General features: G+C 53.1%; 15 protein-coding genes. 14 read left to right on the top strand and 1 reads right to left on the bottom strand.

Annotated elements, in window-relative coordinates; genetic code table 11:
• Positions 1-2 precede the first annotated feature (2 nt).
• The 10 genes from recO (at position 3) to ACTF5Z_RS00130 (ending at position 7,820) form a co-directional block, all read left to right on the top strand.
• Positions 3-710 (top strand): DNA repair protein RecO, encoded by a 708-nt coding sequence (recO, locus tag ACTF5Z_RS00175; protein ID WP_438984016.1) that lies wholly within the window; start codon positions 3-5, stop codon positions 708-710.
• Between the two features lie 15 nt (positions 711-725).
• Positions 726-1,109 (top strand): holo-ACP synthase, encoded by a 384-nt coding sequence (acpS, locus tag ACTF5Z_RS00170; protein WP_438984105.1) that lies wholly within the window; start codon positions 726-728, stop codon positions 1,107-1,109.
• A 25-nt stretch (positions 1,110-1,134) separates the two neighbouring features.
• Positions 1,135-2,028 (top strand): cysteine synthase CysM, encoded by an 894-nt coding sequence (cysM, locus tag ACTF5Z_RS00165; protein WP_438984015.1) that lies wholly within the window; start codon positions 1,135-1,137, stop codon positions 2,026-2,028.
• 5 nt (positions 2,029-2,033) lie between these two features.
• Positions 2,034-4,253 (top strand): RelA/SpoT family protein, encoded by a 2,220-nt coding sequence (locus ACTF5Z_RS00160; protein WP_438984014.1) that lies wholly within the window; start codon positions 2,034-2,036, stop codon positions 4,251-4,253.
• A 1-nt stretch (position 4,254) separates the two neighbouring features.
• On the top strand, positions 4,255-5,088 hold the full coding sequence (mazG, locus tag ACTF5Z_RS00155; RefSeq protein WP_438984013.1) for a nucleoside triphosphate pyrophosphohydrolase: 834 nt from the start codon (positions 4,255-4,257) through the stop codon (positions 5,086-5,088).
• Positions 5,089-5,216: 128 nt separating this feature from the next.
• A complete protein-coding gene (adk, locus tag ACTF5Z_RS00150; RefSeq protein WP_438984012.1) occupies positions 5,217-5,864 on the top strand; it encodes an adenylate kinase in 648 nt (215 codons plus the stop codon).
• Between the two features lie 14 nt (positions 5,865-5,878).
• On the top strand, positions 5,879-6,613 hold the full coding sequence (locus ACTF5Z_RS00145; RefSeq protein ID WP_438984011.1) for a HesA/MoeB/ThiF family protein: 735 nt from the start codon (positions 5,879-5,881) through the stop codon (positions 6,611-6,613).
• Between the two features lie 13 nt (positions 6,614-6,626).
• Positions 6,627-7,088, top strand: a complete 462-nt coding sequence (gene moaC, locus ACTF5Z_RS00140) for a cyclic pyranopterin monophosphate synthase MoaC (RefSeq protein WP_423854598.1) — start codon at positions 6,627-6,629, stop codon at positions 7,086-7,088.
• Positions 7,081-7,338, top strand: coding sequence for a MoaD/ThiS family protein (locus ACTF5Z_RS00135; protein WP_423854600.1), 258 nt, complete (start codon positions 7,081-7,083; stop codon positions 7,336-7,338). The genes moaC and ACTF5Z_RS00135 overlap by 8 nt, the downstream gene beginning before the upstream one ends.
• 2 nt (positions 7,339-7,340) lie before the next feature.
• Positions 7,341-7,820 (top strand): molybdenum cofactor biosynthesis protein MoaE, encoded by a 480-nt coding sequence (locus tag ACTF5Z_RS00130; protein ID WP_438984010.1) that lies wholly within the window; start codon positions 7,341-7,343, stop codon positions 7,818-7,820.
• Here ACTF5Z_RS00130 and mobA read toward each other — a convergent pair whose 3' ends face one another.
• Positions 7,821-8,438: a molybdenum cofactor guanylyltransferase gene (gene mobA, locus ACTF5Z_RS00125; protein ID WP_438984009.1), complete on the bottom strand. Its 618-nt coding sequence runs from the start codon at positions 8,436-8,438 to the stop codon at positions 7,821-7,823. It abuts the gene before it with no gap.
• 39 nt (positions 8,439-8,477) lie between these two features.
• Between mobA and tsaB the strand changes: the two genes are divergently transcribed.
• The 4 genes from tsaB to ACTF5Z_RS00105 are packed head-to-tail and all read left to right on the top strand — an operon-like array spanning position 8,478 to position 12,168.
• Positions 8,478-9,185 (top strand): tRNA (adenosine(37)-N6)-threonylcarbamoyltransferase complex dimerization subunit type 1 TsaB, encoded by a 708-nt coding sequence (gene tsaB / locus ACTF5Z_RS00120; RefSeq protein WP_438984008.1) that lies wholly within the window; start codon positions 8,478-8,480, stop codon positions 9,183-9,185.
• Positions 9,182-9,994 carry an undecaprenyl-diphosphate phosphatase gene (locus tag ACTF5Z_RS00115; protein WP_423848952.1) on the top strand — a complete coding sequence of 271 codons (813 nt, stop codon included), beginning with the start codon at positions 9,182-9,184 and terminating at the stop codon, positions 9,992-9,994. The genes tsaB and ACTF5Z_RS00115 overlap by 4 nt, the downstream gene beginning before the upstream one ends.
• Positions 9,991-10,866, top strand: coding sequence for an NAD(P)-dependent oxidoreductase (locus tag ACTF5Z_RS00110; RefSeq protein WP_438984007.1), 876 nt, complete (start codon positions 9,991-9,993; stop codon positions 10,864-10,866). The genes ACTF5Z_RS00115 and ACTF5Z_RS00110 overlap by 4 nt, the downstream gene beginning before the upstream one ends.
• Before the next feature lie 9 nt (positions 10,867-10,875).
• Positions 10,876-12,168 (top strand): M18 family aminopeptidase, encoded by a 1,293-nt coding sequence (locus ACTF5Z_RS00105; RefSeq protein WP_438984006.1) that lies wholly within the window; start codon positions 10,876-10,878, stop codon positions 12,166-12,168.
• Positions 12,169-12,172 lie beyond the last annotated feature (4 nt).

Genomic DNA, 12,172 nt, shown 5'->3' with positions numbered 1-12,172 from the left:
CTATGGGCTTACAGCAGCCAGCGTTTTTGTTGCGTAAACGTCCTTTTCAAGAAAGCAGTGAGATAGTCGATTTATTTACACCGGAACGCGGAAGGGTGTCATGTGTCGTTAAGGGAGCCAAACGTAAACGCCTCGGTGGTTCTCTGTCACAACGACTTCAGCTCTTTCGCCCCCTAGTCGTGCGATTTCAGGGCCGTGGCGATCTCAAAACTCTGTTAGACGCGGAGGACCTGCAAGAGCCTTATATTCTGTTCGGCGAGTGCTTTTATGCGGCCCACTACGCGAACGAATTGTTGCTGCGTGTGCTGCAACAAGAGGAGTCTTACTCCGAGCTGTTCGCAGATTACGCCAGCCTGCTTGAAGTCTTAAAGGTAGAGTCTTCGCCCAGGGCGCCAATAAGACGTTTCGAGTGGAGTATTTTACAGACCTTAGGTGTGGAGCCGGATCTTAGCACTGATGCAAATGGCGAGCCTATCGATCCAGATAAGTGGTATCATTTCGTCGACAACGCTGGGTGGTTGGATGCGCTCGAGCACGCGGCGAGCAAACCGGCCTCAGGGCGTTGGCTGTTGGCCTTAGCGATTAACGAGCCAGAGGCATGGGCGAGCAAGTTCGCGCGTGAACTCTGTCGAACATTGTTGTTGCCTTACATTGGTGAAGCGCCGTTTAAATCGCGTCTCCTATGGCAGCAACAGACTCAGCAGCAGTAGCGGGAGTGGAGCGTGATGATATTGGGTTTAGGCTCTGACATCGTAGATGTTGAACGCATTGCAGCCGCGGTAAAGCGTCATCCCGAACGTTTCGCACGGCGCATTTTGACCGAGCACGAATGGCACGCGTATCAAGAGCGAGATTATTGCGTAAATTTTTTAGCCAAACGCTTCGCTGCTAAAGAAGCAGTGTCTAAGTGTTTTGGGACGGGGTTGCGAGGAGCGCTTAAGTGGCAAACGATACAGGTACTCAACAGCGACTTAGGTCAGCCGCATGTAGAGCTGTTGGACGACGCTCATGCTCTGCTTGCCCCCAACGCGATGATTTCGATAACCCTGAGTGACGAACGGCGGTATGCAATTGCGTTTGCTGTGTATCATCTAGGTGCGCCATGTTAAAACTGACCATAGGAGATAGCCCCAAATGGTGAATTACCCCACGATAGAGTCCTGCATAGGTGGTACCCCATTAGTGCGTTTGCAGCGCATGCCTGGCAATACGAGCAATACTGTACTTGCGAAGCTTGAGGGCAATAACCCAGCGGGTTCGGTCAAGGATCGGCCTGCACTTAACATGATCCAAGCGGCCGAGTCTCGTGGCGAAATACAACCGGGTGATACCTTGATAGAAGCGACCTCGGGCAACACGGGTATCGCGCTCGCGATGGCGGCAGCGATTAAAGGCTATAAACTCAAACTCATTATGCCGTCGCACATGAGTGAAGAACGCAAGTTGGCGATGGCTGCTTACGGTGCCCAGTTAATTGAAGTGAGCCAAGAAGAGGGTATGGAGGGAGCCAGAGATCTCGCTCTGTCGATGCAAGCTCAGGGTCTTGGACGCGTTTTGGACCAATTTGGTAATCCAGATAATCCCGCGGCGCACTTTCAGGGCACAGGCCCTGAGATTTGGGATCAGACGGCGGGTACGATCACACATTTTGTTGCGTCTATGGGTACCACGGGAACCATCATGGGATGTTCGCGATTTTTTAAATCAGTGAACCCGAAAATCCAGATTGTTGGATTGCAACCCGCGGATGGGGCGAGTATCCCCGGCATTCGTCGGTGGCCCGAAGCGTATTTGCCCAGCATTTACAAACCCGATACGGTTGATCACATATACGATATAGACCAAAACGAAGCCGAAGTAACGATGCGCAGAATGGCGAAGGAAGAAGGTATTTTCTGTGGTGTGAGCTCGGGTGGGGTGATGGCCGGTGCGTTGCGTTTGAGTCGTGAGGTAGAGAACGCCGTCATCGTGGCCATTGTTTGTGACCGCGGTGACCGTTACTTGTCGACCGGGGTGTTTGCAGGTTAAGCCTTATGGTGTGGGTACGCGAATCTCCACAGATTGATTCAGCCGAGGGTTATGACCTGGCGGCGTGGCAGTTGCGTTTAACGGACTTTTATTCAGATTCTGATGCTGAACGAGTTTCAGAGGCTTTGAGCTGTGTACAGAGCGCGTCACATCGTGTCGGCGTGGATTGTAACGACTGGGCGCAAACCTCCAACTTAGTCGTCGAGAGTTTAGATATTGCGTTAATCCTTATCGAGCTGAAGGTTGATGTTCATGCACTGTGTGCAGGCTTGTTGTATCGAGCCGTGCGCGAGCAGCGTCTGAGCGTTGAGTCTGTGCGGCGGGAATTTGGGCAATCTGTTGAGGCCTTGGTAGTCGGTGTGTTGAAAATGGCTGATGTGGCGGATGTGCAGAGCTTCACTGCGACCTCGGTGCTTGGGCAGCCGCAGTCTGCAAACGATAATCTCCGACAAATGCTAGTGGCTATGGTCGATGACGTGCGGGTCGCATTAATCAAACTTGCGGAGCGTACGTGTGCGATCAGAGTGGTGAAGAACGATGAACAACGGCGCGAGCGTTTAGCTGCCGAGGTCAGTGGGCTGTATGTCCCACTCGCTCATCGCTTAGGTATAGGGCAGCTGAAATGGGAGCTTGAGGATCTGGCGTTTAGGTACACGCAACCGTCGGTGTACAAACGCATCGCCAAGTTGCTTGACGGTAAGCGCGTTGAACGAGATCGCTACATTAGAAGGGTGTCACAGACAGTGGATGCCGCCCTTAAAGAGGCAAACGTATACAGCGAGATCAATGGCCGAGCTAAACACATTTTTAGCATCTGGAAAAAGATGCAGCGTAAAGGTATTGGTTTTTCTCAAGTTCACGATGTACGGGCTATACGCATTTTAGTCCCCTCCGTAAAAGACTGTTACACGACTTTGGGCGTGATTCATGGCCTCTGGCGCACGATTCCAAATGAATTTGACGACTACGTCGCCAACCCTAAACCCAATGGTTATCGATCGCTTCATACGGCGGTAATCGGTCCTGAGGGCAAGGTGTTAGAGGTGCAAGTCCGTACCAACGAGATGCATGACGAAGCCGAACTTGGCGTCTGTGCGCACTGGCGTTACAAACAAAGCGATCGAGCCAGCAGCGGTTCAGTTTACGAAGAAAAAATCGAGTGGCTGCGCCAAGCTCTGCGCTGGCACGACGAGGCGGGTGCCTCTGGCAGTATTGCCGAATCTTTGCAGTTTGACGCCGACTATGACCGAGTCTTCGTGTTTACCCCAAAAGGCGACATTGTGAATTTGATGCAAGGCGCCACGCCGTTGGATTTTGCCTACCACGTGCACACTCAGATAGGCCATCGCTGCAAAGGCGCCCGAGTTAATGGCAGTTTAGTGGCGCTGAATCAAGCCTTAAATACCGGTGACCGAGTGCACATTATCACGGCAGATGAACCATCACCGAAGCGCGAGTGGCTAAACCCTGAAGCGAAATGGGTAATAACATCGCGTGCAAAGGCACAGATTATCCAGTGGTTTAAAGCCCAAAAACGAGAGGACAATCTGGCTGCAGGCCGGGCTTTACTGGAAAAAGCCTTTAGACGCTTAGCCATGAATGCGCTCGATTATAAACGTATTGCTCGAAAAGTTCAGTGCTCCACTGTTGACGATATGTATGTTGCTGTGGGTTCGGGTGAGCTGGCCGCGCAGGGTGTCCTTGCGGTCGCTGAGAGTTTGATGATGCCAGACACTCAGGCGAGAAAAGATCAGACCGTAGTCAATGTGGCTCAACTCCAAAGTTGGGCCGGCACTCGAGGTCGTATTCATCGGGCGGGCTGCTGCCAACCGGAAGAGGGGGATCGAGTTGCGGGCTTTGTGACGCGCGCGCGAGGCGTCTCGGTTCACCGTTTGGATTGCAGTCGGTGGCTCAAGCTCGTCGACATGGCGCCTGATCGTGTCGTTGAGGTGCGCTGGGAGCAGGGGCAGATTACAGCGCTGGAGGTGGTCATTGAAATCCGAGCCTATGATCGCAAAGGGCTCTTGCGGGATGTGACAGAGACGCTGTCGCAAGCTGGCGCGAATATGATCTCGGTCAATACCCAGACCGATCGGCGAACTCAATTGGCCTATTTGCGCATTGAGTTAGAAGTCAGTGGGTTGGCGGTGCTTGATTCAACCCTGGCTCAATTGAATCAGTTGCCCAACGTCATTTCCGCAGAGCGGGTCAACGAGGTCTCCTGACGTGGCTGATGATCGCTATGAACTGAGGGATTTACGCTATTTGATGAAACGTTTGCGCGATCCTCACGACGGTTGTCCATGGGATCTAAAGCAGACTGCTCAGACAATAGTCCCTTACACCCTCGAAGAGGTTTGCGAACTCGTCGATGCATTAGAGCGCGGTGATGATCGTGGTGCACGAGATGAGCTCGGTGACGTACTCTTTCAGGTCGTATTCTACGCACAGCTTGCGGAGGAGCGCGAACTGTACGATTTTGACGATGTGATTCACGGTATTGTTGCAAAATTACTTCGTCGTCATCCGCACGTCTTCCCTGACGGAACACTGTCATCGCGTCGGGCAGGTGCAGAACACGCTCAAGAGCGAGATATCAAGGAGCGCTGGGAAGATATCAAACAGCAAGAGCGAAATGCCCGTCGCCAAACCCACGCGCTGGACGATGTCCCCTTGAGCCTGCCGGCGCTCAGTCGCGCTCAAAAATTGCAAAAGCGCGCCACGCGATTGGGCTTAGACTGGACGAGTGTCACGGATGTGGTAGCCGCCTTGAAAAATGAAACCCAGGAGTTTGAGGATGCCTTGAGTACCCCTGCGGTCGAGGGGGTTGCGGACGAGCTTGGTGATCTTTTGTTTACCTGCGTTAACTTGGCGAGAAAGCTTGATCTTGATGCTGAGCAACTATTGCGCCAAAGCAATCATAAGTTTGAGACCCGAGTGCGGCTTTGTACAGATTTGGCGAGCGAGCAGGGTACAGCGCTTGAGGCGATGTCAGAGCAAGAGCGCGATGCGATCTGGCGCGAGGCAAAGCGGCAGCTTGGATCGCAATCTAAGTCATGAAGTCTTTTTGCTTTGATATTAGTCTTTAGTAGGGTTGTGCTTGGATAGAGCCCTGTGTATCTTAGCTCGTTCGTTTTGGGGGGATGCTGTCAAGCAGCGGTGTTTGGCTAGTTACAACAAGGAAAGATATGAGAATCATCTTATTGGGTGCGCCGGGCGCAGGAAAAGGTACGCAGGCTCAGTTCATTGTAGAACAGTTTGGAATTGTGCAGATCTCTACAGGGGACATGCTGCGCGCTGCGGTTAAAGCGGGCACTGAATTGGGTTTGAAGGCAAAGGCGGTGATGGATTCCGGGGCTTTGGTCTCAGACGATATTATTATCGGCTTAGTTAAAGAGCGCATTCAGCAAGATGATTGTGCGAATGGCTTTTTGTTTGATGGCTTCCCAAGAACCATTCCGCAAGCCGAAGCGCTAGTCAGCGCAGGGGTTACTATCGATTACGTGCTTGAAATTGCCGTGCCAGACGACGAGATCGTGTCGCGCTTGGGCGGACGCCGCGTTCACGAAGCCTCGGGTCGGGTCTATCACGTTGAGCACAATCCACCAAAGGTAGCGGGTAAAGATGATGTTACCGGCGATGACTTGGTTCAGCGGGACGATGATCGAGAAGATACCGTTCGACGCCGTTTGGGTGTTTATCACGACCAAACTGCGCCCTTGGTTGGCTTTTACCAGGGGATGTCGGGTGATGCAGCACCTGAGTACCATCGCGTCGAGGGGGTAGGCTCTTTGGACGACATCAAGGCCCGTATTACAGCGGCTTTAGGTAACTAAGGCGCCACACTTCTATGCTCTCAGATGACCAGTTGTTGCGCTACAGTCGACAACTGGTCCTATCCGAGCTCGATTTAATCGGCCAGCGAAAATTACTCGACTCAAGGGTGCTTGTTGTGGGCGCCGGTGGGTTGGGTTGCCCACTTGTTTTGTACCTCGCAAGCTCTGGCGTGGGTCACATCACGATCGTCGATCACGATGTGGTAGAGCTTCACAACTTGCCACGCCAAGTTTTATTTGATGAACGAGATGTCGGTAACAAAAAGGCCTTGGTTATCGCCGACAAGTTGAACCAGCAATACCCCGATACCGCCGTTGATGCGGTATGTCTAAGGCTCACTGAGGTCAGTCAGTTGCCTGACGTCACATTTGATCTAATTATTGATGCCACCGATACACCCAGTGTTGGTCTGGTACTGAACGCGTATTCGATTGTCCATCGCGTCCCATTATTGTATTTGGCGGCCGTTGCGATGGAGGGGCGCTTATTTTTAGCTAGGGGATACGAGATCGACAGGCCCTGCTTGCAGTGTTATTTCGGCAGTACGGTGGACCCTGCTGGCGGCTGTCATACCTTGGGGGTATTGGCGCCAGCTGTTGGAGCTCTTGGCTTGCTGGGAGCGACGCAAGCGCTCAGGTCACTTTTGGGTGACATGCCAGAAACGCTTCTGTGCCTTGATGCGTGGCGTTTAAATGCTCTACAGTTGCAGGTGGCTAAGAGTGAGGGATGCGCCGCATGCGGCATTTAGATTGGGATAAGTCATGAGTTTTACTCACATCGATGAGCAAGGCCAAGCCATCATGGTCGATGTTTCGGGCAAACCCGAAACCAGTCGAGAAGCGCAAGCGCGAGCTAGATTGCATCTGCCCGAAGCCGTGGTGAGTGCCCTGCGTGACGAAACTATACCAAAAGGCGATGTGCTGGGCACCGCTCGAATCGCGGGTATTCAGGCAGTAAAAAAATGCAGTGAGCTTATTCCGCTATGTCACCCCTTGCCCGTTACGAAAGCCGCCGTGACCTTTGACTGGGATAGTGACGAACTTGTGATTTTTTGCTCGGTCAAAACCCGAGGTGTAACGGGCGTGGAAATGGAGGCCCTGACGGGCGCCTCGGTCGCCGCTTTAACGGTCTATGATATGTGTAAGGCAATCGATAAAGGGATTACGTTTGACGTAAGCTTAGTGTCTAAATCCGGCGGTAAATCAGGAGATTGGCATGCTTGAGGGCGATTTAGTGCTGTTTGGGTGCTTAAGCGATTTTGAAGCACAGCTCGGTGGCCGCTGGTCTGCGAGCGTATCCGAAACGACAATAGAGGCGCTTCTGTCTGACTTTGTGGCGCGTGCGCCTGAAATGTCTGACATTGTAAATTCGCCTTATTTTAAGGTGGCTATAAACAACAAAGTGCAGCCAAAAACATTCACGCTTGAACACGGCGATACGGTCGCTTTGCTGCCTCCCGTGACTGGTGGCTAGACGTGATTGAACCAAACGACCACGTCCTCGTGACCGATCAGATACTTGATGTCGCCTCGGCTTACAGCGTTGTAAAAAACTCTGTCATCAATGCAGAGGAACCTGGAGCGGTCGTCGTTTTTGTGGGTTTGGTCCGTGAGTTTGACAACCATTTAAGCTCGGGGCGCTTACAGATCTTGCGCTTGCAGCACTACCCTGAGCTGACCGAGGCATCGATCGCCGAGGTAATCGGTCAGGCTCGAGAGCGATGGGTTTTGGGGACAGTCCTGGTGCAGCACAGAGTCGGCGATTTGCGCCCTGCGGATGAGATCGTGGTGGTCGCTGTTACGTCGAAGCATCGTGCACAAGCCTTCGAGGCAGCTCGGTTTTTGATGGATAAGTTAAAGACCGAAGTGATGCTATGGAAGCGAGTGCTTAACACCGATGAAGCACAATGGGTAGCTTTTAAGGATAGCGACGCCAAGGCGTCAAGTGCTTGGTAATCAATAGGTTGCAGTCTTATTGAAAAGCAAAGCCTCAGCTTCTTTGACGTCGTCGTGTGAGTTGATATTAAATAATTCTTGACTCGCGAATAGCTCGCTACCCGCCTTATTGCTGGCGAGCCAGTCGGTCCAGCGATGTTGGCCAGTCTTAAGTAATGTTACTGCAGTTGCAAGGCATTCTCGTCGCGCGACCGCACACAAAGCGCGCTTGCCCGATGTTTTATCGGTGGCACAAACGACGTTTTGGTTGCGTCTGTGTGCACTACACAAGAGTCGGTCCACCCAGTCGTCAGGTAAAAAAATCAAGTCGCACGCCACGATCGCCACCCAGTTTGACTGAGCTACGCTGGCGAATGTTGCCAAGCCTGCTAGCGGTCCGGCAAATCCGCCGATTGCGTCGGGTAAGACCTCGGTGGCGTATTTTTGATAAGTGCTCTGAGAGCGATTGGCCGCAACGCTGAGTCTAGCGGTTTGCGGCCCAAGTACGCGAGCGACATGCTCCACAAGCGGCTGTCCGTTGAGTTCAAGCAAGCCTTTGTCGACCCCGTCCAAGCGGCGGCTTTGCCCTCCTGCGAGGATAAGGCCTTGGATAGTATTTTTGCCGGGAATCGTGTTCAAATCGTCGTTTACACGCAATGAGTATGCGATAATTCTAGCATGACGCAGATACTACTGTTAGACACCGCGACGCGGAGCGCGACACTCGCCCTAGGCAACTCGGGCGAGTCCCGTACCGTGCGCAGTGACCCGAGCGAACGCAACAGTCGTGACCTCATGGCCCTGGTCCGGACCTTGTTCGAGAATTCAGGTGGATTAGCGAGTACAGATCTAGACGCAGTGGGTTTTAACCGGGGACCTGGTTCGTACACAGGGTCGCGCTTGGCGGCAAGCGTTGTACAGGGTATCGCCTATGTAAAACAGTGCCCGGTAATTGAGTTAAACACGCTGGAGCTTCTCTATTTCAGTGGCTTACAGTCCCTGGTTCAGTCATCGCAATCGCCGATATCCGGAACCGAGATCTTAGTCGCGGTTGAGTCTAAAGTGGGTGAGTATTTTTGGACTGGCTTTATCGTCGGTGAGAGCACACATGCGCCGCAGATTACCGTCGGTGATGCCGATGCGCTGTCAGGCTCAATTCAGGGGGCTAATTCTGTCGTGATTATGAATGCGAGTATGCAAAGCCATCCGAGCCTGACGGGTATCGCTGACGTAATTTGGGCCGAACCGAGGGTAGAATTAGCGTTTGACATTGCGGCCCAACGCTTGAATCAGGGTGCTGTGGTTGATGCTCTAAGCGCCGAGCCACTTTACGGGCAGGACAATATTGGTTGGCGAACTTTGGCACAACAGCGGGCGCAGAGATGAACGAATGGCAGTGGTTTATTTTGGCCTTGGTGCAGGGCTTAACCGAGTTTCTACCGATTTCATCATCGGCGCACCTAGTACTGCCGTCGCAGGTGTTGGGCTGGTCTGATCAGGGGCTTGCCTTTGATGTTGCGGTTCATGTGGGCACTCTTGCAGCAGTAGTGCTTTACTACCGACTTCGTTTGCGACAGCTGGCCGAAGGAGCGTGGCAGGGGCTGGCAAGAGGAGGGGATACCTCAGCCTTACGGGATGTTTTCTTTTTAGCGTTTGCGACTCTACCTGCCATATTTGTCGGAGTGTTCGCTGATCACTGGATTGAGGCGCACCTTCGGTCAGTTCTCGTCATTGCCGCCACCACGATTGTGTTTGGAGTGTTGCTGGGTCTTGCCGATAAACGAGTGTCTGCGGCCGATGAGTGGCGAGTCCCTTTCTGGACCATGGCCTTGCTTATCGGTATCGCACAAGCCATGGCCTTGGTGCCAGGTGTTTCTCGCTCGGGAGTCACGATTACCGCGGGTATTTTCTTAGGTATGAGCTATCAGCGGGCGGCGGATACGTCCTTCTTGATGTCGATACCCGTTATCGCTGGCGCAGGGCTGTTAAAGACTCTGGAACTTGCCGGGCAGAGTGCCCCCGTCGATTGGTTCATGCTAGGTGCTGCTGCGGGCGTCGCTGCACTGGCCGCTTACAGCTGTATTACCCTGTTTTTGCAGTTGCTCGGCAAAATTGGTTTGATGCCGTTTGTTTGGTACCGCTTAGGTTTGGGTGCAATTTTACTGTGGCTTGTCTTGGAGGGAGGTGTCAGTTGAAGATCAGTTTTATTGGCTTGGGTGTGATGGGGTACCCCATGGCAGCGCATTTGCAGCAAAGTGGGTATGAAGTCACCGTATTTAACCGTACACCGGAGCGTGCCGCGCACTGGGCTCAACAGTACAATGGCCGCAGTGCGTCTACGCCGGGCCTCGCAGCACGCGATGCGGACATTGTCTTTGTTTGCGTTGGTAACGACGACGACGTGCGGTCTGTTGTGTTAGGTAAGGACGGTGCGCTTGCCGGGATGTCGCGCGGGAGCACACTGGTGGATCACACGACCGCAAGCGCTGATTTGGCTCTGGAACTTCATGCGCTTTGTCAAAGCGTTGGGGTGGGTTTTATTGATGCGCCTGTATCGGGCGGCCAAGCCGGAGCGGAAAAGGGTGTGCTCACCGTGATGTGCGGTGGTACTCACGACGACTTTGCCAAAGTCGAGAGTGTGTTGGCATCCTACGCGCGCTGTGTACGCTTGCTCGGCGCTGCCGGCAGCGGGCAGTTGGCTAAGATGGTGAATCAGATTTGTATCGCTGGCATTGTCCAGGGTCTCGCAGAGGCGATGACATTCTCTGAGCGAGCGGGCCTTGATACCGCCGCCGTGATCGAGGTCATCCGTCAGGGTGCCGCTCAGTCATGGCAAATGGAAAACCGTTATCAAACGATGCTGCAAGACCAATACAATCACGGGTTTGCGGTTGACTGGATGCGAAAAGATTTGGGTTTGGTGCAGGATCGAGCTAAGCGGTTGGGTCTGAGCCTGCCGGTGACGGAGCTTGTCGATAGCTATTATGCCGAAGTACAAGCGATGGGTGGTGGTCGCTGGGATACGTCGAGCTTGTTCAAACGCATGCAAACAAACATTGGCGAATAAGTGGTGAGTATGAGTAACACAAAGAATTCAGTCACGGGACTTAAAGCGTTTTTAGCCGAAGCGGTCACGCCATTTCACGCCGTAAAAGCGATACAACATCGTCTAGACGCGGCTGGATTTAGGGTGCTCGACACAGACACGGTACCTGAGGTGGGCGGTCGATACTACCGAATCGCCAATGGCAGTTCGATTGTCGCGTTGCGCGTCGGGTCTAACGATCTGGCGAATTCGGGCATCGCTCTGGCTGGCGCACACACAGACAGCCCAACGTTGATGGTGAAGCCTAAGCCCGAGAAAACACGTCAGGGTTACGTTCAACTCGGTGTTGAGGTATACGGCGGCGTTCTACTCAATCCTTGGTTTGATAGAGACTTGTCTCTTGCGGGGCGGGTCAGCTACCGAGCGGAGGGTGTGGTCAAGTCGACCCTGGTGAATTTTGAGCAGCCCGTAGCGATTATTCCGAGCTTGGCTATACATTTGGATCGTGAAGTTAATCAGAAGCGTAGCATTAATCCACAAACCGATATATTGCCGATCCTTGGGCAGAATATCGACGACTGGTCGATTAGGGCACAGCTCAAGACACGTATCGAAGCCGAGTGTGGCGTAGTGGATGAGGTGCTGGATTACGAATTATGCTTTTACGATGTTCAGCAGGCCTCGGTTATCGGGCTGGATCGGTCTTTATTTGCCGCGGCACGCCTCGATAATTTGTTGAGTTGTTATGTGGGTATCGAGGCCTTACTGGCGGCGGATGGCGAGACTACGGCGCTTATGGTGTGCAACGATCACGAAGAGGTTGGCAGCCTCTCGGCCGTTGGCGCCAATGGCCCGCTCTTGACGCGAGTGTTGGAGCAGCTTGAACCTGATCCCGCTCGTTATCGGGCCATGATTGAGGCTTCTTTTATGATCTCATGCGATAACGCCCACGGTATTCATCCGAATTTTTCGGACCGCCACGACGACAACCATGGACCTCTTTTGAACGCAGGTCCTGTGATCAAGATTAATTCGAATCAACGTTATGCGACGAACAGTCTGACGGCCGGCTACTTCAGGACGCTGGCGCAGCGTTGTAGTGTGCCTGTGCAATCTTTCGTGGTCCGTACTGATATGGGATGTGGCTCAACTATTGGCCCCATCACGGCGGGGGAGACAGGCATCAAGACACTCGACGTTGGCGTACCAACGTTCGCAATGCATTCTATTCGTGAGCTAGCAGGCTGCGCTGACGTCGACTATTTGCAGACTGTATTAACGCATTATTTTAGCCGCTACCAGGCGAGCGATGTACAAGGATAACATT

The sequence above is a fragment of the Aequoribacter sp. genome (assembly GCF_965659035.1).
Classification (GTDB): Bacteria; Pseudomonadota; Gammaproteobacteria; order Pseudomonadales; family Halieaceae; genus Aequoribacter.
This window is presented reverse-complemented; position numbering and strand designations above follow the sequence as displayed.

Coding starts and splice junctions, on each gene's coding strand:
- ACTF5Z_RS00145 (WP_438984011.1), top strand. CDS start 5,879: ATGCTCTCAGATGACCAGTTGTTGCGCTACAGTCGACAACTGGTCCTA.
- ACTF5Z_RS00135 (WP_423854600.1), top strand. CDS start 7,081: ATGCTTGAGGGCGATTTAGTGCTGTTTGGGTGCTTAAGCGATTTTGAA.
- tsaB (WP_438984008.1), top strand. CDS start 8,478: ATGACGCAGATACTACTGTTAGACACCGCGACGCGGAGCGCGACACTC.
- recO (WP_438984016.1), top strand. CDS start 3: ATGGGCTTACAGCAGCCAGCGTTTTTGTTGCGTAAACGTCCTTTTCAA.
- ACTF5Z_RS00160 (WP_438984014.1), top strand. CDS start 2,034: ATGGTGTGGGTACGCGAATCTCCACAGATTGATTCAGCCGAGGGTTAT.
- acpS (WP_438984105.1), top strand. CDS start 726: ATGATATTGGGTTTAGGCTCTGACATCGTAGATGTTGAACGCATTGCA.
- cysM (WP_438984015.1), top strand. CDS start 1,135: ATGGTGAATTACCCCACGATAGAGTCCTGCATAGGTGGTACCCCATTA.
- adk (WP_438984012.1), top strand. CDS start 5,217: ATGAGAATCATCTTATTGGGTGCGCCGGGCGCAGGAAAAGGTACGCAG.
- moaC (WP_423854598.1), top strand. CDS start 6,627: ATGAGTTTTACTCACATCGATGAGCAAGGCCAAGCCATCATGGTCGAT.
- ACTF5Z_RS00105 (WP_438984006.1), top strand. CDS start 10,876: ATGAGTAACACAAAGAATTCAGTCACGGGACTTAAAGCGTTTTTAGCC.
- ACTF5Z_RS00115 (WP_423848952.1), top strand. CDS start 9,182: ATGAACGAATGGCAGTGGTTTATTTTGGCCTTGGTGCAGGGCTTAACC.